General features: G+C 61.6%; 11 protein-coding genes. 3 read left to right on the plus strand and 8 right to left on the minus strand.

Translation table 11 applies throughout. The features are described from left to right. Window positions 1-37: 37 nt before the first annotated feature. The 3 genes from hemB to AB4O11_RS27285 all read right to left on the minus strand — a co-directional run bounded on the left by hemB (window position 38) and on the right by AB4O11_RS27285 (window position 3,456). The gene (gene hemB, locus AB4O11_RS27275) at window positions 38-1,012 is read right to left on the minus strand and encodes a porphobilinogen synthase (RefSeq protein ID WP_123529451.1); all 975 of its coding nucleotides are present in this window, start codon (window positions 1,010-1,012) and stop codon (window positions 38-40) included. A gap of 254 nt (window positions 1,013-1,266) precedes the next feature. Then, window positions 1,267-1,965 (minus strand): glutathione binding-like protein, encoded by a 699-nt coding sequence (locus AB4O11_RS27280; protein WP_099756730.1) that lies wholly within the window; start codon window positions 1,963-1,965, stop codon window positions 1,267-1,269. A gap of 84 nt (window positions 1,966-2,049) precedes the next feature. Then, the gene (locus AB4O11_RS27285) at window positions 2,050-3,456 is read right to left on the minus strand and encodes a hypothetical protein (RefSeq protein WP_460129426.1); all 1,407 of its coding nucleotides are present in this window, start codon (window positions 3,454-3,456) and stop codon (window positions 2,050-2,052) included. A gap of 404 nt (window positions 3,457-3,860) precedes the next feature. Between AB4O11_RS27285 and AB4O11_RS27290 the strand changes: the two genes are divergently transcribed. Beyond that, window positions 3,861-4,535 (plus strand): histidine phosphatase family protein, encoded by a 675-nt coding sequence (locus AB4O11_RS27290; RefSeq protein WP_116256002.1) that lies wholly within the window; start codon window positions 3,861-3,863, stop codon window positions 4,533-4,535. Window positions 4,536-4,654: 119 nt separating this feature from the next. Here AB4O11_RS27290 and mnmH read toward each other — a convergent pair whose 3' ends face one another. The 3 genes from mnmH to AB4O11_RS27305 all read right to left on the minus strand — a co-directional run bounded on the left by mnmH (window position 4,655) and on the right by AB4O11_RS27305 (window position 17,549). Further along, window positions 4,655-5,758 (minus strand): tRNA 2-selenouridine(34) synthase MnmH, encoded by a 1,104-nt coding sequence (gene mnmH, locus AB4O11_RS27295; RefSeq protein WP_460129427.1) that lies wholly within the window; start codon window positions 5,756-5,758, stop codon window positions 4,655-4,657. Beyond that, window positions 5,758-6,792 (minus strand): selenide, water dikinase SelD, encoded by a 1,035-nt coding sequence (gene selD, locus AB4O11_RS27300; RefSeq protein WP_320337534.1) that lies wholly within the window; start codon window positions 6,790-6,792, stop codon window positions 5,758-5,760. Before selD ends, mnmH begins: the two co-directional genes overlap by 1 nt. Before the next feature lie 230 nt (window positions 6,793-7,022). Beyond that, window positions 7,023-17,549, minus strand: coding sequence for an autotransporter-associated beta strand repeat-containing protein (locus tag AB4O11_RS27305; RefSeq protein WP_460129428.1), 10,527 nt, complete (start codon window positions 17,547-17,549; stop codon window positions 7,023-7,025). A 517-nt stretch (window positions 17,550-18,066) separates the two neighbouring features. Here AB4O11_RS27305 and AB4O11_RS27310 point away from each other — a divergent pair. After that, entirely contained in the window at window positions 18,067-19,026 is a 960-nt protein-coding gene (locus AB4O11_RS27310; protein ID WP_212621471.1) for a nucleoside-specific channel-forming protein Tsx, read from the plus strand. 15 nt (window positions 19,027-19,041) lie between these two features. Further along, window positions 19,042-20,064, plus strand: coding sequence for a purine-nucleoside phosphorylase (locus AB4O11_RS27315; RefSeq protein WP_460129431.1), 1,023 nt, complete (start codon window positions 19,042-19,044; stop codon window positions 20,062-20,064). A gap of 121 nt (window positions 20,065-20,185) precedes the next feature. Here AB4O11_RS27315 and AB4O11_RS27320 read toward each other — a convergent pair whose 3' ends face one another. Together AB4O11_RS27320 and AB4O11_RS27325 are read right to left on the minus strand one after the other, a co-directional pair. After that, window positions 20,186-21,142 carry a quinone oxidoreductase family protein gene (locus AB4O11_RS27320; RefSeq protein ID WP_460129433.1) on the minus strand — a complete coding sequence of 319 codons (957 nt, stop codon included), beginning with the start codon at window positions 21,140-21,142 and terminating at the stop codon, window positions 20,186-20,188. Between the two features lie 28 nt (window positions 21,143-21,170). Continuing rightward, a complete protein-coding gene (locus tag AB4O11_RS27325) occupies window positions 21,171-21,344 on the minus strand; it encodes a DUF1427 family protein (protein WP_093433877.1) in 174 nt (57 codons plus the stop codon). Window positions 21,345-21,485 lie beyond the last annotated feature (141 nt).

Consider the following 21,485-nt stretch of genomic DNA (forward strand, 5'->3'; position numbering starts at 1 on the left):
GCAGGCTCACTCCTACAGTTTGGATTTGCGTTGTTACTTAGATCCCGGCCAATGCCAAATCCATCGCAAAGTAAGTAAAGATCAAATCAGCACCCGCCCGCTTGATCGCGCCCAGACTCTCTCGCACCACGCGATCCTCATCAATTGCCCCGGCCTGCGCGCCAAACTTGATCATCGCGTACTCGCCACTGACCTGATACGCCGCCAGTGGCAGGTTCGAGGCTTCACGAATGTCGCGGATGATGTCGAGGTAAGCGCCAGCCGGTTTGACCATCAGCGCATCGGCGCCTTCCTGCTCGTCGAGCAACGATTCGCGCAGGGCTTCGCGGCGGTTCATCGGGTTCATCTGATAGCTTTTGCGGTCGCCTTTCAGCGCACTGCCACCGGCCTCGCGGAACGGGCCGTAGAGTGCCGAGGCGAACTTGGTCGAGTAAGCCATGATCGGAATCTGGGTGAACCCGGCCGCGTCGAGTGCCTGACGAATCGCCCGCACCTGACCATCCATCGCCGCCGACGGCGCGATCACGTCGGCACCGGCGCGAGCAGCGGCTACAGCCTGTTTGCCGAGGTTGATCAGGGTCTGGTCGTTGTCGACCTCATGGTTGTGCATCACGCCGCAGTGGCCGTGATCGGTGTATTCGCAGAAGCAAGTGTCGGACATCACGATCATCTCCGGCACAGCGTCCTTGGCGATGCGCGACATGCGCGAGACCAGACCATTCTCGCGCCAGGTATCGCTGCCGTTGCTGTCCAGATGATGCGACACGCCGAAAGTCATCACCGACTTGATGCCGGCGCGGGCATAACGCTCGATTTCGCTGGCCAGTTTGCGCTCGGGAATGCGCATCACCCCGGGCATGCTCTTGATCGGCACGAAGTCATCGATTTCTTCCTCGACAAAAATCGGCAGCACCAGATCGTTCAGGCTGAACTCGGTTTCCTGGAACAGGCTGCGCAGGCTCGCATTGCGGCGCAGACGGCGGGGACGTGCTTCGGGGAACTGACTGGACATGAGGGCCTTTCCTGAAAACGGCAGATGAGACGAAAGTCGTAGGGGGCGAAGCTTATGCCTTGCGGGGCCCGCGGTACAAACCTGGATCAATCAAGAGTGCATTACCGGGGGTGTAATAATCCCTGTGGCACAACAAATCCCCTGTGGGAGCGAGCTTGCTCGCGAAGTTGGTGTATCAGCAATAGCAATGCTGGCTGACACGACGCCTTCGCGAGCAAGCTCGCTCCCACAGGGTTATGTGTATAGCCCTGAGATTACGAGGGGATGGTCAGGCCGCGAATGACCGCTGGGCGGGCGAGGAATCGCTCGAGTACGCGGGTGACATTCGGGAAGTTCTGGATGCCGACCAGATCACCCGCTTCATAAAAGCCGATCAAGTTACGCACCCACGGAAACGTAGCGATATCAGCGATGGTATAGCGCTCGCCCATGATCCAGTCACGGCCCTCGAGCCGGCCGTCGAGCACCTTGAGCAGACGTTTGCTTTCATCGACGTAACGATCACGCGGGCGCTTGTCCTCGTAATCCTTGCCAGCGAATTTGTTGAAGAAACCGAGCTGGCCGAACATCGGACCGATGCCGCCCATCTGGAACATCAGCCACTGGATGGTTTCGTAGCGCTGCGCACCTTCCTGCGCGAGCAACTGGCCGCTTTTGTCGGCCAGATAAATCAGGATCGCACCGGATTCGAACAGCGCCAGTGGCTGATCTTCGGGGCCATGCGGATCCAGGATCGCCGGGATCTTGTTGTTCGGGTTCAGCGAGAGGAACTCGGCAGACAATTGATCATTACTGTCGAAAGCGACCTTGTGCGGCTCGTACGGCAGGCCGATCTCTTCGAGCATGATCGAGACTTTGACGCCGTTGGGCGTCGGCAAGGAATAGAGCTGAATCCAGTCAGGGTACTGCGCCGGCCATTTCTGGGTGATCGGGAACGCGGACAGATCGGTCATGGGAAGCATCCAGTCACAATTTAAAGCCAGATCATAATTCAGAGCCGCCGCAGCCTGTGATCTTTTGGCCAGTGCTCGCCCACATCAATCCTCGATAAGGCTGTCAAGCCACGCATATTCAATTTTGTTGCGCTGCAACGTCTGCAGGCTTTTCGCCGCGTAAACAACGCTGTCAGCATTGTTCGCCGCCATGTGCGCGCGCATCTGCGAATTGGCATTGAACAGGTCAACCGCCGTATGAAGATCCAGATCGTCGTCGACGCCCAGGTAATCACTGACGCCGAACAAAAAGCTATCGTGATCGTCCCCGAAGGCCTTCAAGTAATCGACCGTCAATCCACCACGCATGATCGCTTCGGAAACACCGCGCTCCGGCACGTCATAAATGCTTGGCAAATCCGGGCTCAACAGACCTTGCAGATGGTTGTTCAGATAGAAGAAATCCGCGGCATTGGGCCCGATGGCCTGGAACCGGTCAACTCTGTTGGTGTGCAACATTTCATGGCCCAGCGACATACTCAAAATTCCACGTCGCATGTACTTCCGGTTGATGAAGAACCGGCCATGAAAATCTCTTTTGTACATCCATGCGGCGGCGTCATTATCGACATCAACGCCGATAAATTTTTCCTCCCCCCACACGCCCTGATACTCCCTGGACAGCGCCAGGCCTCGCGAGACTGACTCAGCGAATTGCCCCGCAACGACTCGATGGTCAGCGCCAAAGAAGCTTGTGTAAACCGCATCGGCTTCTTGCAGATTTTGACTTATGGCGTAATTGGCATCAGAGAAAACCGTTTCGATCGCCCGCAACTCCGAACGAATGAGTGCTGCCTGTTTTGGCTTGAACTGCTTCAACCCACGCGCAACCAGGGTGGCACCGATCAACGTGTCACGCTCGATCATGTCTTCGCTGCCATCATGAATCCGTTTTTTTGCGGTCGATTCATTTCTGATGCCGCGAATCAGCTCATCAATATCGATATCAATCACGTTGGCTAAGTCAGAGGAAGGCTGAGCAGCGGCGAGCTTCCACAGCCTGTTTTGCGGATCAAAGATCAGCGCCGGCCCGGAAGCTGCCAATTCCGATGCCAATGTCGCCCGATACTCGCCGGTTGCTGCTGTTTGCCGAACCTGAACGATCTCGTCGTGAGCAATATCGACGTATTGGCGCCCGTTGAAGATCCTCAAGCCCTGGGCATCGGCCGCAGGCAAGCTGGCCGGTGATTTCAAGCGATAGTGTTCAAGTGATCCGACCACAGGACGAATAGGTAAAACCCCGGCAGACGGCAATGCTGAGACCGTGAAAGGTGTAATCGACATTTCAGGTTGATTGGCAGCCGCCACCTGCGTTTGCGGCTCATCAAGCCGCGAATTCTTCACCAGCCCGTCGTCGGCGAGCACACCGTTGCTTCTTTTACGAGACGGGTTTGCGTCCGCCAGTCCAGGGCTGGACAGCGAGTGGGTGGCGGTTTTGCGAACAATGCCCATAAAAATCCTTTTTTTAAGAGTGCTGCCCAATGAAAAACCAGGCAGACGTCGCGATAGTCGTCTATCACACAGGCGCCATTGCAATCGACTGAGCAGCATCGGGTGCGGTACATGGATATCGCACATAAAAGGGAGTTTTGTGCATTCTCGTGGAGCCGGCGCAAAAAAACGTCTGCTGCGTCGAACCGTAACATCCTGTCGCTAACCTGTGCCCAAGCCGTTGAAGTTTGCCGCTAAAGTGCCGCGCACTCGTACGGATCGAACCAAATCGGCCCCAAGGGACTCTGAGCTATGGCTTTGTTGCAGAGGAAGCCGTTCACGACAGGGAAAACACCCGGCGCTGGGAGCCCGCGGTGTAAAGGTTTGTCAGCCTTAACCGAATTTGCTGAAGAACCTTTTATTTCATGACGATCCTTATGCGATTCGCCAAACGTTTCAAACACCGCGCATATGTGGCCCTGCCTTCCCTGCTGGCCGTCAGTGCGCTACTCCTGTCGCTGGAGTCCAGCGAAAGCCGCGCGCAACCGGTGGACGGTACCCAGACGCTGGTGTTCCTGCGCCATGCGGAGAAACCCGAAGGTGGCCTCGGCCAGCTCAACTGTCAGGGCCTGAACCGCGCCATCGACCTGTCGACGCTGCTGCCGGAGAAATTCGGCAAGGCCGATTACGTGTTTGCCGCCAACCCGACGCGCAATGTCGAGGAAGGTGAGCTGGATAATTCCTACAGCTACATTCGCCCGCTGATGACCATCAGCCCCGCCGCGATCAAGCTCGGCCTGCCGGTGAACATTGAGTTCTCGGCCAACGACACCAGCGATCTGGCCCGCGAACTGCTGGAAGACAAGTATCACAACTCGACGATCTACACCGCCTGGTCCCACGGCTATCTGCCGGAGCTGATCAACAAGGTGGCGGGCAACGCGGTCGGCGAGAAGCAGAACATCACCGATGACTGGGCGGGCAACGATTTTGACTCGCTGTACGTGCTGACCCTGACCTGGCACAACGGCAAGGCCAGTCTGCAGAGCCACAGCTACAAGCAGGGGCTGGATCATGGCAAGGAAACCTGCCCGACCTGAGTGTTGTGTGGCCTGGCCCGGCTCCTTCACGAGCAAGCTCGCTCCCACATTGGATTTGCGTGAAATACAAATCCCCTGTGGGAGCGAGCTTGCTCGCGAAGAGGCCAGCCGCTACAACCTCATAGCGTCTGATTCACTCGCTCACGCAGATATTCAAGCACCGCCCCACGCTCCCCGGCAAACTCGATCCGCCCGCCCTTCTTCTCGCGCTGGAACACATACATCGGGTCGTAATACTCACGCAGCAAGCCTTCGATCCAGCCGCGATGCAAGTCCACCGCCCCACTCCGCCCCTGCTCGATCAACGCCTCTTCCATCAACAGCAGCATTCGCCGATGACGCTCGCCACCGAGGCGTTTTTGCACATTGTTGAGGCTTTCCAGCAGACGTTCAGAGAACAACGTGAAGCCCTCTTCACCGTGCACTGCCGTAAATTCCGCTGACAGATCCACCACGTAATCACGCAGAATCCGCTCCACGCGATCGTCAAAACTGTCTTCCAGCCAGACCATCGGGTACTGCTGCATGCCCTGATACAGCGGCAGCGGCAAGGCGCAACTGCCGACCACCCGACTCTCGTCCTCCAGCACGAACTGCGCAAACCCCGCGTCGCGTTTCTTGAGAATGTCGATGGCCAGGCGGTTTTCAAAATCGATGTTCGACGGCTGTCCGGTGGCGCGTTTGCCGAAGCTTGAGCCACGATGATTGGCGTGCCCTTCCAGGTCCAGGCCATTGCGCAACTGCACCAGCACTTCGGTCTTGCCAGTGCCGGTCATGCCACCGAGCAGGACGAAATCACATTGCGCGATGGCCTGTTCAAGGGTGTCGATGAGGAAGTTGCGCATCGCTTTGTAACCACCGCCGATGCGCGGATAGTCGATGCCAGCCTCGTCACGCAGCCATTGCTGGGTGATCTGCGAGCGCAGGCCGCCACGAAAGCAATACAGATAACCGTCAGGATGGGCGCGGGCAAAATCGGCCCAAGCCTCGATACGCTCGGCCTTCACCGCGCCCGAAACCAGTTGATGGCCCAGCTCGATGGCGGCCTGCTGGCCGTGTTGCTTGTAGCAGGTACCGATCTTCTGCCGTTCGACATCATTCATCAGCGGCAGGTTGATCACGCCGGGGAACGCGCCCTTGTGAAACTCGACCGGCGCACGGGCATCCATCAGCGGCCGGTCGTTGAGGAAAATGTCTCGGTAGTCAGTGCAGTCGCGGAGCATCAAATCACCTCGACTGCGTTCGTCTGTCGCTCAACCAGTTCGCCGATTGGCGCAAGGTTCAAGCCCAGTTCAGCGGCGACGGCGAGGAATTCTTCGTGGCCTTCAGGCGTCACCGCGATCAGCAAGCCACCGCTGGTTTGCGGGTCGCAGAGCACGCGCTTGTGCAACTCCTGCACACGGCCGACCTTGCTCGCATAGCTGTCGAAATTGCGCAGCGTACCGCCGGGGACACAACCTTGATCAAGGTAATACTCGACGCTGTCCAGACGCGGCACGCGGTCGTAGGCAATGCGTGCAGTGAGTTGGCTGCCATCGGCCATTTCCACCAGATGTCCGAGCAGGCCAAAACCGGTGACGTCGGTCATCGCCGTGACGCCGGTGAGTTTGCCGAAGCGACTGCCGGGTTTGTTCAGGGTGCACATCCAGTCGCGGGCCACGCCGACGTCGGCGGCGCGCAGCTTGCCCTTCTTTTCGGCGGTGGTGAGGATGCCGATGCCCAGCGGTTTGGTCAGGTACAACAGGCAACCGGCGGTGGCGGTGTCGTTGCGCTTCATATGGCGCTTCTCGACCAGACCGGTGACGGCGAGGCCGAAGATCGGCTCTGGCGCATCGATCGAATGCCCGCCTGCCAGTGGAATGCCCGCCGCGTCGCACACGGCACGGCCGCCGCGAATCACTTCACGCGCCACTTCCGGCGCCAGCACATTGACCGGCCAGCCGAGAATCGCGATGGCCATCAGCGGATCACCGCCCATCGCGTAGATGTCACTGATCGCGTTGGTCGCGGCAATCCGGCCGAAGTCGAACGGATCGTCGACAATCGGCATGAAAAAGTCGGTGGTCGAGACCACACCGCGCTCGGCATCAATTTCGTACACCGCCGCATCATCGCGCGAGGCGTTGCCGACCCACAGTTTCGGATCCAGGTTCTGTGCGCCGCTGCCGGCCAGAATCACTTCCAGCACCTGTGGGGAAATCTTGCAGCCGCAACCGGCGCCGTGGCTGTATTGGGTCAGACGAATCGGCTCGCTCATGGGGGAGTCTCAGGCTGTTGATGGGGCCGATTCTAGCAGAGCACGCCGGGTCTATCCGATCGTTCCCACGCTCCGCGTGGGAATGCAGCCCGGGACGCTCCGCGTCCCTTCCGGAGCCGGAACGCGGAGCGTCCCTAGAGGCGTTCCCACGCAGAGCGTGGGAACGAGCAGCTTGAGGCAAGGCAAAAAAAACCGCCCTCGCGGGCGGCTAAAAGTGCTTCGACCCTAAATCAGAAGCCCAGGCTGAAGCTGATGGTCATCGCATGGTCGTTGCTGTCGTTCGACAGTTGGCCGGAGTAGCCGACCCCGAGTTTGCCGGTCGGGCTGATCTGGAAGTCGACCCCCGCTTCGACGATGGCGCTGTCCTTGGCGATCGGTACGCCTTGGGTGCTGAATGAGGCGCCGCCGTCGATGAAGGTCAGATCAGCGTCAGGCTTGGTGTCACCAAACGCATGGCGCCAGCCGAGCGCCGCGCGCGGGGCGAATTGCCCGCCGTTGGCCAGGGTGATGACTTTGCCGGCACGCACACCGAGGGTCGAGAAGGTGATGTCTTGATCGGCATCGGCCTCCGGGCGCCCTGCTCCGCCTTTTTCCTTGGCTTTGTCGCTGTCGTAGTTGACGTAGGCCAGCCCGGCGAACGGCTCAAGGGCAATGCCGCCGGCGTCAATCGTGTAACCGACTTCACCGAACACCTGCGCACTGCGCGCGTCGTAGTTGGCTTTCAAGCGGTCGTTGTAGCTGCCGACGCTGACGTTGCGTTTGGTCTCGATGTCGTGCCAGCTGTAAGCCGCGCCGAGGCGCACGGCCAGGGCATCGAACTGCGAGTTGAGGTACGCGGCCAGGTGGTAGCTTTCAACGGTGGCATCCGAGCGACGATCATGCGCATCGAGATCGCTGCGGGTGTAACCGGCGGCCATGCCCACGCGCCACTGGTCATCGAGTTGCTTGTCGGTGCCGAGCATGAAGCCGCTGAGGTTACGATCGAGTTTCGCCGCATTGCTGTCGCCATCCGACTCACCCCACGCGCCGAGGGCCCGCGCCCAGCCAACCATTTCGCCGTGGCAACCGTTGCTGCTCAGTTGGTTGTCACTTGGCGCCAGAGCACGGCGTGGATCATCCGCCGCGCTGCATGACGGTTGGCGCATGCGATCGTTGACTGCGTCACGCACATAACGCGAATCCTCGAGGATCGCACTGGCGGTGCTGGCGTGGATCTCACCGGACAGACTGTCGAAGGCATTGCGCGCACCGGCAACACTGAGGTTGACGATCTCGTTCTGCAACGCCGCACCGGCCGGGCCGTTGTTCGACAACGCGGTGGCGGTGCGGAACTGGTTACCAGTGGCGGCGACATCGGCGAACGAATTGCCATTGCGGCTGACCATCAGGTTCACCGCGTTGGCGTCATACACCAGTGCTGTGTTGAGGAACGCGTATTGCGGCAGGTCCGCAGCGCTGAAGGTGCCATTCACGCCACCGCCCGCCGTGATCAGCGAATACGTGGTGTTGCCGGTGAACGGTGCCAGCGAGTTGACTTGCAAAGCGCCGCCCAACGTCGCGGTGCCACCGACGGCCAACGGTGTCGCGGTTGGCGAACTGACGGTCAGCGCCAGCACCCCGTCGCTCGCATTGGTCAGGTTACCGGCCACGCTCAGCGTTCCTGCTTCGGAGCCCGAGGCGACAACGCCATGGTTGACCACCGAGCCGACGCTGCCATTACCGCTCAGCCCTGCGCCGTTGGCCACGGTAACTTGCCCACCCAACGACGCCCGCGCCGACCGGCTGCCGACTTGCAGCACGCCTTGATCGACTGCGACCGTGCCGCTGAATGGCTGATCACCGGTCAACAGCAAGGTGCCGGTACCGCGTTTAAGCATCGCGCCCAGTCCGCGCAACGATCCATTGAACTGACCGTTGAAGTTCTGCACGAAAAACAGCGAAGCGTTGTTGAGGATATTGCCTTGCAGGCTGGTGGTGTTACCGACCAGCGTACCGCCGCTGACGGTGGTGCCACCGCTGTAGGTGTTGGCGCCGCTCAATACCAGCGTGCCGGAATCAAGTTTCTCGATGCCGCCCGTGCCCACCAGCGGCGCGGAGATTTCCGCGCTCCCTCCGGCATTGACCCGCACTGGCGCGAGGCTGCCGCCCGCACCGTTGACCGGGGTCAGTGAGCCACCGGCACCCGGCGTCAGGCTGTAGCCGCCGGCGAGGAATTGCAGGCCGGTGAAGTTCTGATTGCCCTGCACGGTAACCGTACCTGCCTGACCGCCGAACACCGCGAACTGACCATTTGAAGCCAGCGCCTGAGTACCGCTCGGATCGGTCCAGTTGGTGCCCGGCCCCCAAACACCGCTGCCGCCACCGATGCTGCCGTCCGGATTGGTGGTGCCACCGTTCCAGAACTGCACCTCACCCGGGGTGCCTTGCACCAGCAGGTTGATCTGATTGGCAATCGCGGTTTGCAGGGTCAGATTGGCCGCCGACACCGGCAGGCTGCCATACACCAGACCGTTGTCGGTCAGGCTGCCGCCGTAGCTGAACAGTTGATAAACCCCAGTGCCGAAACCGCCGGCGTTGCTGATGTTCAACGTACCGTCGAGGGTCAGATTGCCGGCGACATTGACCACGGTGGTCGAACTGGCCGCCGAGCCGAGACTGAAATCCAGATTGGTCCCCGACGACAGTGCCAGCGAACCGACTGACAATGGCGTTGCCGTACCGCCACCCAGCAGCGTCGCGCCGCTGGCCAGTTGCACGGCACCCCCAAACTGGCCACCACCGCCGATGCCCGCGCCGCTGGCAACGTTGACATTGGCGCTGTTGAGCACGCCGTTGACGATCAGGTTGCCGGCCTGCACCGAGGAATTGCCGGTGAAGCTGTTGTTGCCAGTCAGCAGCAACTCTCCAGCCCCGGTTTTGTTCAGCGTGCCGGCACCGGTGAGGTTACCGGTGTAGCTGCCGTCGGCGTTTTGCTCGAAGGTCAGGGTTGCGTTGTTGACGATCGCACCTTGCAGGCTACTGGTGTCACCGCGCGTCGTGCCGCCGTTCAGCGTGGTGCCACCGCTGTAGGTATTGGCACCACTGAGGACGAGATCGCCGCTACCGTTTTTCAGCAGACTGCCGATGCCGGTCACCGCACCGATCAATGTGGTGTTCTGATTACCCGCGAGGGTCAGTTGCGCGCCAAGGTTGATGGCATTGGCCAGTTGCAGCGCCGAGGTGCTGTCGAGCGTGCCGTCACCGGTCACGTTAAGCGCAGCGCTGCTGATCGCACTGTTGTTGCCAAGAACCAGCGTGCCGCCGGCGAGTTGAGTGCCGCCACTGAAAGTGTTGCTGCCGTTGAGGGTCAGGCTCGATGCGCCGGCCTTGATCAGGCTGCCGCTGCCGCTGACCACGCCGTCGAGGGTCAAAGCGTTGGAACCTGCGACATTCAAGCCACCGTTGAGCACAACATCGTTGCCCAGGCTGACGGCCGCGTTGCTGTCCAGCGCGGTGCCATCGGCGGCGGTCAATACACCAGTGCCGAGCGCCGCGTTGTTGCCAACGACAATCTTGCCGCCATTGAGCGCCGTGCCGCCGGTGTAGCCGTTGGCCGCGTTGAGCACCAGCGTACCGCTGTCGTATTTGCCCAGCGTGCCGCTGCCATTGAGCGCGACACCGATGGTTGCCGTGGCATTCGGGTCAACCCGCACCGTGGCATTGCCCAGCGAACCGTTGACCAGATTCAGCGAGCCCGCCGTGCCGTTCACCAGGCTGTAGCCATCGGTGACGAACTGCAGGCCGGTAACGGTTTGCGCGCCGTTGACGGTCACCGTGCCGGCCGCGCCCTGGAACACCGCGAAGCTGTTGGTCCAGGCCTGGTTGGTGGTGCCGTTGACGTCGGTCCAGTTGGTGGTGCCAGTGCCCCAAGTGCCGCTGCCGCCCTCTACCGAACCATTGGCCACCAGTTGATTGCCGTCCCAGAACTGCACGGTGACGCCCGGTGCGGTGACCAGCAGGTTGATCTGATTGGCCAGCGCGGTTTGCAGTTGTAGATCGCCCGGGCTGACGCTACCCGGCAACGTGCCGAAGAGCATGCCGTTGTCAGTCAGGCCGCCGGTGTAGTCGATCAGGCGATACACGCCGCTGCCAAAACCGCCGATGTCGCTGACATTGAGGGTGCCGTCGAGGGTCAGGTTGCCGCCGACATTGACTAGCGCATTGCCGCCGCCGGACACCGGTGTGCCAAGTCCGACGTCGAAGTTTGAGTTGCCGTTCAACACCAGCGAACTCACGCTCAACGTGCTGCCGGTGACGCCCGCCAGATGACCGCCATCAGCCACCGTCACGGCACCGGTCAAGGTGCCGCTGCCACCGAGGGTGCCACCGTTGTTGACCAGCACGTTGCCGCTGGCCAGCGAGCCGTTGACCTGCAAGGTGCCGGCGTTGACGCTGGTGTCACCGGTCATGTCGCTGATGCCGCTGAGGGTCAGGGTGCCCGTGCCGAGTTTGCTCAGCCCGCCATCACCGCTGAGTATGCCGGCAAACGTGCTGCTGACGTTGTTGCCACCGAGGCTCAGCGTATTGCCAGTGCCGACCAGCGCAGTGCCGCTGCCGGTGAGGCTCGCGAGGCTGCCCGAAGCACCGAGATTGAGCGCTGCGCCGCTAGCGAGATTGACCGTGGCGTTGTTGCCCAACGCCCCACCACTGAGCGTGGTCAGGCTGCCAGCGAGCACATCGAACGTCCCGCTGAAAGTGTTGCTGCCGCTCAATGTCACGTCGGCCAGACCGTTTTTGCTCAGCGTACCGGCGCCGGCAATCACACCGCCAAGGGTCAGGCTGTTGTTACCGGCCAAGGCCAGATTGGCATTGACGTTGAGGTTGTTGGCCAGCACCAGTGGCGCGGAATTGTCGAGGGTCGAAGCACCCGCCACGGTCAGCGCGCCACTGCCCAGCGACGCGCCCGTACCAAGGGTCAGCGTGCCGGCATTCAGCGTGGTACCGCCGGTGAAGGTGTTGATGCCGTTGAGTGTCAGATTCGACGCGCCGTCCTTGATCAAGCCACCCGCACCGCTGACCACACCTGCGACGGTCAGGTTGTTGCTGCCGGTGTTGCTCAGATTGGCGTTGAGCACGACGTTGTTGCCCAGGCTCAGCGCACTGTTGCTGTCCAGCGCCGAGGCGCCGGCTACGGTGAGATTGCCCAGACCCATCGCTGAGTTACTGCCGGCGGTCAAGGTGCCCGCGTTCAAAGTGGTGCCGCCGAGGAAGTTGTTGTTGCCGCTGAGGGTCAGGTTGGCCGCGCCGTTTTTGCTCAGGCTGCCGGCGCCGTTGACCGTACCGGCCAAGGTCAGATCCGCCGTGCCGCCGATGCCGAGATTGCCGGCCAGGTTGACCGCGTTGTTTACCGAAACCGCCGTGCTGGCATCCAGCGTCGTACCGCCCGCCGCGTTCAACGTGCCGGAGCCGAGCGCTGAGTTCGACGCCAGAATCAGTCCGCCGGCATTCAGCGCCACCGGGCCGAGGAACGCGTTATTGCCGCCGAGGGTCAGATTGGCCGTGCCGGTTTTGATCAAGCCACCGGTGCCGCCAATCACGCCGTTGAGGGTCAACGCATTGCTGCCGACCACGGTGAGGTTACCGTTGAGCGTCGCCGCGTTGGCCAGTGTCACCGCCGCGTTGCTGTCCAGTTGCGTGCCGGCATTTGCCGTCAGCGTGCCGGTGCCGAGCGCGGTGTTGCTGCCGACGATAATCTTGCCGCCATCCAGTTGCGTGCCGCCGCTGTAAGTGTTGGCGCCGTTGAGCACCAAGGTGCCGGCGTCGAGTTTGTTGAGGATGCCGCTGCCATCGATATTGACGCCGATAGTGCCGGTGACGCCCGGATCGACCCGCACTGCTGTGGTGCCGCCAGTGCCGTTGATGGCCGTGAGTTGCCCTGCCGCGCCGTTGACCAGGTTGTAGCCGTCAGTGACGAACTGCAGGCCGGTGAACGCTTGCGCGCCGTTCACCGTCACCGTGCCGACGCTGCCCTGGAACACCGCGAAGTCGCCGGCCCACGGCTGGTTGACAAGGCCGTTGGCATCGGTCCAGTTGGTCCCGACCGCATTCCACGTACCGCTACCGCCATCGACCACGCCGTTGGCAATGGTCTGGCTGCCGTCCCAGTAACGGATGTTGCTGTTCGGCGCCGAGACTTGAATGTTGATTTGATTGGCCACCCCGGTTTGCACCAGCAGATCGCCGAGGCCGTAGCCGACCGGCACGCTGGCCACGTCCAGACCGAGGTTGGTCAGGCTGCCGGTGTAGTTGAACAAGCGATACACACCGACGCCGAAGCCGCCGGCATCGGTGACATTGAGATTGCCGTCGAGCGTCAGGTTGCCACCGACATTCATCAGCGATGAGGTCGACGGTGTGCCCAGTGCCACATCAACGTTGCTGCCGGTGCCGAGAGTCAGAGCGCCCGCCGACAAGGTGTTGCCCGACGACAATGCGAGATGCCCACCGTTGTTGATGTTGACCGCGCCGAGCGCCGAACCGGTGCCGGTGAGGGTACCGCCAGTGTTGACGTTGACCTGTGCACTGCCCAGCGAACCGCTGAGATCGACGATGCCGCCATTGATCGCGGTGTTGCCGGTGATGCCGTTGATCCCGGTGAGGTTCAAGGTGCCGGTGCCGACTTTGACCAGGCCGCCGCTGCCGCTGAGATCACCGTCGAACGTACTGGTGACGTTGCCGCTGCCGACGGTCAGGGTGTTGCTGCCGGTCAGTTGCACGCTGCCGCTGCCGCTCAGCGCGCCGAGGCTGGCGTCACTGCCCAGATTCAGCCCGGCACCGGCACTGATGTTGACCCCGGAGGTGTTACCCAACGCGTTGGTATTGAGCGTGGTGACGCTGCCCGAGACGATATTCAGCGCGCCGGTAAAAGTGTTGTTGCCGGCGAGGGTCAGATCCGACAGGCCGTTTTTGGTCAGGCTGCCGGCGCCGTCGATGATGCCGTTCAGGCTCAAATCGTTGTTGCCGGCAACCGTCAGCCCGGCGTTCAAAGTGATCGCGTTGCCAATGCCGAACGAGGCGCTGTTATCCAGCGTCGCCGCGCCGCCGACGACCAATGCACCACTGCCCAGGCCGTTGGCATTGCCCAATGTCAGCGTACCGGCGTTGAGCGTGGTGCCGCCGCTGAAGGTGTTGTTGCCATTGAGGGTGAGATTGGCCGCGCCGTCCTTGATCAACTGGCCAGTGCCGCTGGTGACGCCGCCGAGGGTGAGGTTCTGCGTACCGCCCACGGTCAGCGCGGCATTCAGGGCGACGGCGTTGTTGAGGCTGACCAGCGGCGAATTGCTGTCCAGCGTTGCGGCGCCAGCGACGGTCAGCGCACCGGACCCCAGTGCCGAACTGTTGCCGACGGTCAACGTACCGGCGTTCAGCGTGGTGCCGCCGAGGTAGTTGTTGGCGGCGTTGAGAATCAGATTGGCCGCGCCGTCTTTCACCAGACTGCCGGCGCCGCTGACCAGACCGGTCAGGGTCATATCCGCCGTGCCGCCGATATTCAAGGCACCGGCGAGTGCCACGGCATTGTTCAGGCTGACCGCCGTGTTGGCGTCCAGCGTGGTGTTGGCCGCCGCGTTCAACGTGCCGGAACCCAGCGCGGTGTTGCTGCCGACGGTCAGTTTGCCGGTATTCAACACGGTGTTGCCAAAATAAGTGTTGGCGCCGTTGAGGGTCAGATCGGCAGCGCCGTTCTTGGTCAGTCCACCGATACCGGCGACCACGCCGCCGAGGGTCAGCGCATTGGAGCCACCCAGGGTCAGAGTGCCGCCGAGGTTAACGTTGTTTGCCAGCGTTGCCGCAGTGCTGGCATCCAGAGTGGTGCCGTTCGAGGCATTCAGTGTGCCAGTGCCGAGGGCGGTATTGGAGCCGACAATCAGCGAACCGGCGTTCAGGGCGGTGGTGCCGGTGTAGGTGTTGTTGCCGTTGAGGGTCAGGCTGGATGCGCCGGTCTTGATTAAACCACTGCCGCCACTGATCACCCCGCCAAGGGTCAGCGCATTGGCGCCGCCGGCGGTGAGGTTGGCGTTGAGGGTGATTGCGTTGTTCAGGGTCACCGCCGTGCTGCTGTTGAGGGTACTGGCCCCGGCGACAGTCAGTCCGCCAGTGCCCAGCGCCGCAGCGTTACCGACAGTCAAGCTACCGGCGTTCAACGTGGTCCCGCCAGCGAACGTGTTTACCCCATCGAGGGTCAGGTTGGCGGCGCCGTTCTTGATCAGTTGACCGGCGCCGTTGATGACACCGGAGAGGGTCAGACCGCTGCTGCCGCCGAGGCTCAGGGTACTGCTGTTGAGGTTGATGTTGTTGCTCAGGTTGACAGCGGTGTTGCTGTCCAGCGCTGAGACATCGATGACGTTCAATGCACCGCTGCCCAACGCGGCCGCGTTGCCCACAGTGAGCGTGCCGGCGGCCAGCGTGGTACCGCCGAGATAAGTGTTGGCACCGTTGAGAGTCAGGTTGGCAAAACCGCGCTTGGTCAACCCGCCACTGCCGCTGATCACACCACCGAGGGTCAGGTCAGCACTGCCACGCACTTCCAGATCACCGCCAAGGGTCACCGCATTGGTCAACGCGGCCGTGGTGCTAGCGTCGAGTTTGGTGCCTGCCGCTGTGGTCAGGGCACCGGTACCCAGCGCCGTATTGGAACCGACAATCAGCGTACCGGCATTGAGCGCAGTGCCGCCGGAGAAGGTGTTGTTGCCGCTGAGGGTCAGATCCGCCGTGCCATTCTTGATCAAACTGCCGACGCCGCTGACAACGCCGCTCAGGCCCAATGCCTGAGTGCCGCCGATGGTCACCCCGCCCGCCAGCGCAACGGCGTTGGCCAATGTCACTGCGGCAGTCGCATCCAGCGTGGTACCCGCCGCCGCATTCAGTGCGCCAGTCCCCAGCGCGGTGTTGCTGCCAACGAACAGGCTGCCGGCATTGAGCAGCGTGTTGCCGCTGTTGGTGTTGTTGCCGCTCAAGGTCAGGCCGGCGCTGCCGGATTTGGTAATCCCGCCAGTGCCAGACAACACGCCGCCGAGTGTCAGGGCATTGCTGCCGAGCACGTTGAGCGCGCCAGTCATACCGATGTTATTGGCCAAAGTGACGTTGGCGGTGCTGTCCAGACTGGTACCGGCGGCGGTATTCAGCGCGCCACTGCCCAGCGAATCATTGTTGGTCACCAACAGGCTACCGGCGCTGAGGGTGGTGGTGCCGGTGAAACCGGTATTGGCACCGCTGACGGTCAGGCTACCGCTGCCGGTTTTGGTCAGGCCGCTGCTGCCGCTGATCAAACCGCCGAGGGTCAGTGCTCCGGTGCCGCCTGCCGTCAGGGTGCCGCCGAGGCTGATGGCGTTGGCCAGGCTGATCGTGCCCGGTGCGCTCAATGTTGTCGCGCCGGTGACGTTGAGGGTGCCGGTGCTCAGCGCCAGGTTGTTGCCCAACTGGACGGTGCCGCCATTGAGCGTGGTGTTGCCCAGGTAGGTGTTGGCAGCGCTGAGGCTCAGTTGCCCGGAGCCGACCTTGGACAGGCCACCGCTGCCGGAAATGACGCCGCTCAGGGTGGTGGCGTTAGTGCCTTGCACGGTCACGCCACCCGCGCCGAGGGAAATCAGATTGCTGATGTTCAACCCGGCATTGCTGGCCTGCAGAGTCCCGCCGTTGGAGGTGATTACGCCGCTGCCGAAGGTGGCGTTGTTGTTGAAATTCGCGATACCGCCGTTGAGCGTGGTCGCGCCACTGACCAATGGCCCCTGCAAGGTCCAGGTGCCGCTGTTGAGGGTCAGGTTGTTGAAGTTGATGTAGGTGGCGCTCGATGCCGTGCCAGTCCCGGTGATACCGCCGCCGACGCCAGCCGGGTTTTGCAGGATCAGGCTGTTGGTGCCGCCCGCACCGCCATCGACCGTGCCGGTTGGCGCAAAGGTCAGGTTGATGCCGATCAGTCCGCCGAGGCCGACGCTGACCTGCACGCCGTCACCAACCTGCACCGAAGAGCCGGTCACTGCGGTGAAGGTGTTAGTGCTCGCCGCACCCATCGACACACCGCCGGTAATCGCACCAGCGTTGGTGAAGGTATTGCCCGCCGCCGACGTTTCGAACGCGATCCGGCCGTTGATCACACCGGTGCTGCTGTTGGTCATGTTGACCTGCGAGCCGCCGTAAACGCCGATCACCGGGGTATCCGCCAACGTGATGCCGCCGATCGAGAGTCCGGTCGAGGTGATGGTGCCGTTGTTGGTGATGCTGGTGGTGCCGGTTGCCGCGTTGTTAACCGAAAGGGCCAGGCCGTCGATGCTGGTCAGGTTGAGCCCGAGCAACATGCCCGTGCCGCGAATGATCCCGCTGGCATTGTTGAGCACACTGACCGTGCTTGTTGCGCCAGTGCCGATGAATGCACCGCCACTCAACACCGAGACCAGGCCCAGTAGCGCCGGGTCGAGGGTGCCGGAGTTGTTCAGGGAGATGTTCACCCCGGTCAGGTCCATCACATGGCCGCCGAGGGTCGCGTTCATCTGCGCGCCGCTGTTGACGTTGACCGTCAAACCGCTGGTGGCACTGGAAAAGTTATTGAGAAACAGCGGCAGACTCGGCACGCCGGTGCAGGTCACGGTGGAACCTGCCGTGGAGCACGTGGCCAGCGCAGGTGCGCTGACCCCGCCGAACAACAGCCCGGCGACGCTGAGGTGCACAGCAAGGGAAAGAGGGGAAAAACGCGAAACGAGGGCGACACCAAACCTTGCTTCCACGGGCTACTCCTTGTCGTGGCCAATTTCTTCCTTGAGCGGCGTGCACAAGCAGCGGGCTTATTCGACACGCGAATCAAGACTGCGACGGTCATTACAAAACCGTTCTATTCCTGACACACGCTAGTCGACGCCCTGCGATGGGGCATTGGTTAAATGGCATTAATACTTTGGTGCTAGAGGCCTCTGGAATCAGCGTTTCAACCACGCAGCTATTAGCCTCGACGAGATTCAAAACTGTGGGAGCGAGCTTGCTCGCGAAGGCGTCGTGTCAGCTTGCGGATACTTTTCCGCCCCCCGCCTTCGCGAGCAAGCTCGCTCCCACAAGGACCTGCAGGGTGCGCAAAACCGCGTCTGACCGATCAAGCAGGAAATGCAGCAAAACGATCTGTTTTTCAGCTTGTTGAAGATTTTGGTACGTCTTGTGCAAACGTTTGCGCAATGGCAATTCCAGCGTTTTCGTAACAAAACCGTACAAGCCCACGGAATCCGGGCCCTGATCCGCAAAAAAGGACTTTGAATGCCCATCGCATGCCCTTTTCGCGCACCTTTCCCGTGCACGCTCGCTGTTTCCCTGCTACTGACCGGCGTTACCGGACTTCTCAGCCCCAGCGCTCTGGCGCAACCGGTCGCCAAGGAAGAATCCGCCCAGGGCGAAGCCCTCAGCCCCGAAGCCAGCCCGCCGAAAAAAGGCGCGTACCTGTCGGACTGGTACAACCAGGACCTGATGTTGATCGGCAGCAAGGACATCAGCTTCGGCCCGCAACCGGCCGACGACATCTATCTGGAATACGAGTACTTCGGCCGCAAAGGCCCGTTCGAGTTATACGGCTACATCGACATTCCGAAGATCTTCAACATTGGCAACAGCCACGACAAAGGCGTGTGGGATCACGGCTCACCAGTGTTTATGGAGCACGAACCGCGCATTTCCATCGACTACCTCGCCGGCCGCAGCCTGGCCATCGGCCCGTTCAAGGAATGGTATGTGGCGTTCGACTGGATCTACGACCACGGCAGCCGTAAAGAGAACCGCGCCAACACCCTCTACAGCGGTTTCGGTACCGACATCGACACCCATTCGCGGGTCAATCTGTCGGCCAACCTCTACGGTCGCTATCAGTGGGAAAACTACGGCGCGAGCAACGAATATTCGTGGGACGGCTATCGCGCGCAACTGAAGTACATCGTGCCGATCGACAAATTCAGCAACGGCGCGTCGCTGACCTACATCGGTTTCACCAACTTCGATTTCGGCTCGGACATCCACAAGGACAACCCTGCGCGCACGGCCAACGCAACAGTGGCGACCAACGTCTTGCTCTACTCGTTCACTCACTTGCGCTTCACCCTGGTCGGCCGTTATTTCCACAACGGCGGCAACTGGGAAGACGGCAGCGAGCTGAATTTTGGCGACGGCAACTTCCGCGCACGTTCCAACGGCTGGGGTTACTACGCCGGCGTCGGTTATCAGTTCTGAATCAAGGAGTTTTCCATGCAAGCAATGATGCGTTTGACCCTGGCCGGTGCGGCCCTGCTCTCCTCCACCGCGTGGGCCGCCGAAGCACCGATGCAGCCGAAAGTCGTGCTGATCACCATGTTCGCCCCCGAGGCGCAGCATTGGATCGATCGCCTGGAGCTGAAGCAGGAAATCCGCGTGCCGGGCCTGTCCGCCGAGTACCCGAGCATCCGCTGCAACACGCAGCAGGTGTGCCTGCTGACCACCGGCATGGGCCAGACCAACGCCGCCGCCTCGACCCTGGCCTTGGCCTTGTCGCCGAAATTCGACCTGCGCAAAAGTTACTTCCTGATCGCCGGTATCGCCGGCATCAGCCCGAAACACGGGACTATCGGCACCGCCGCGTGGGCGCATTATCTGGTGGAATTCGGCACGCAATGGGAGATCGATTCGCGCGATGCGCCGTCGAGTTGGCCAACCGGCTACCTGGGCATCAACACCCAAGGCCCGAACGAAAAACCACCGTTGGACTACAAGACCGAAGTCTTTGAACTCAACCCGAAACTGCAGGCCAAGGCATTCGCCCTCAGCCACAAGGTCGAGCTGAGCGAAAACAGGGAATCCGCCGCGTGGCGCCTGAAATACCCGTCGGCCCCGGCCAATCAACCACCGGTGGTGACCCGTTGCGACACACTGGCCGGAAACACCTGGTTCTCCGGCACGCGCTTGAGCGAACGGGCCGAGGTCTGGACCAAGTTGTTGACCGATAACAAGGGCGAATACTGCACGACGCAGCAGGAAGACAACTCCACCTATGAGGCCTTGCTGCGTGCCAGTCGCGAAGGTCTGGTCGACGTACAACGTCTGGCCGTGGTGCGTGCCGGCTCCGATTTTGATCGTCCAGAGCCGGGCGGCAGTGAAGTGAACAACCTGCTCAAGTACGCCGATCAGGGCGGCTTCGTGCCGGCGCTGGAGAACCTCTATCGCGCGGGGAATCCGCTGGTGCAGGACATCCTGAAAAACTGGTCGGCGTGGGAAAACGGTGTCCCGCAATCCTGAGCCCGACACCGATCTACTGTAGGAGTGAGCCTGCTCGCGATCGCGGTGTGTCAGTTGATACATGGGTGACTGATACACCGCGATCGCGAGCAAGCTCACTCCTACACGGGTTTGCGGTGTTTCAGGGGATGAGGATGACCTTGTCACCGCTGCCCTGATTCACATCGGCGTAGCGCGCCAGGCCTTCGGCCAACGGCGCTTCGACCAACCCTTGCGGCAACGGCAGCAAGCCTTCATCAAAGAACCGCCCGAACTGCTCGAGCATCGCCGCACACGCTTCAACGCCATACAACAACGAATTGATCCCGACCACCGACCCGCCTTTGCGATACAACGCCAGTGCCGGCAGTTGCACGTGCCCATCCACCGGCGCGGCGATGATCGCGATCCGGCCGAAGGTGGCCAATGCCGCCACCGACGCCGGGAGCCAGAAACCGGTGGTGTCGAAAATCACATCGGCGCCGCCGCGATACACCGCGTTGACCTGCGCGCCGAGGTCTTCGGGTTTATCCAGCTGGATCGTCTGATAACCCTGCGCCTGTAACTCCGCCACCTGCTCCGGGCGGCGCGCCGCTGCCAGCAACTGCGCACCACGCACTTTCGCCAGGGCCAATGCCGCCGAGGCCACCGCACCGCCACCGATCACCAGCAAACGTGTTTCAGCCGTTACCAGACTGCGTTCCAGCGCATCCCACGCCGTCGTGTACGGCACGCCGAGGCTGGCGGCTTGGGTGAAACTCAGATGCGAAGGTTTGTGCGCCACGCCATTGGTCGACAGTTTGACGAACTGCGCATGGGAGCCGTCGGCAAAAAAGCCCAGCTCACGGCCAGTGCCCCAGACTTCCTGACCGATCAAGGCCTGCGGGCCTTCGACAACGACACCGGCAAAATCCCGACCGGGAATCCGTGGCAGCGTGGTGTAGGGGAAACGACCCAGGACGTTTTTCACATCACTGGGATTCAGGCCGGCAGCCTTGATCTGCACCAGCACTTCGTCAGCGCTGGGTACCGGAGTCGACACCTCGACGTAGCGCAGGGAAGACAGATCGCCGGTTTTATCGAATTGCAGTGCTTTCATGGGGACATCCACCGAAGGAGAAAAGAGTTCAGGACAGCCAGCCCGTCACCAGTTGCCGGCCCATCGGCCATAACTGTTCACCGGCAAGCATGCCGAGCAAACCGACCAGTGCGATGGCCGGTGGCGCCGGGGAACGGAAATCCAGCGCGCCATACAGCAGGCCGACGCCCAGACCAATGGCCAGTGAAATCAGGTAGTTCATGGGGAGGAACTCCGCCGTTTGAAGGGAATGGGCAGAGTTTAGGGAACCGGCGGGGATGGCATCGGCCAAGGACTTCTGAATTTCGGACAAGTATCGGATGCACACCACAGAACCCTGTGGGAGCGAGCCTGCTCGCGAATG

This window comes from Pseudomonas sp. H1_D05 (genome assembly GCF_054682705.1).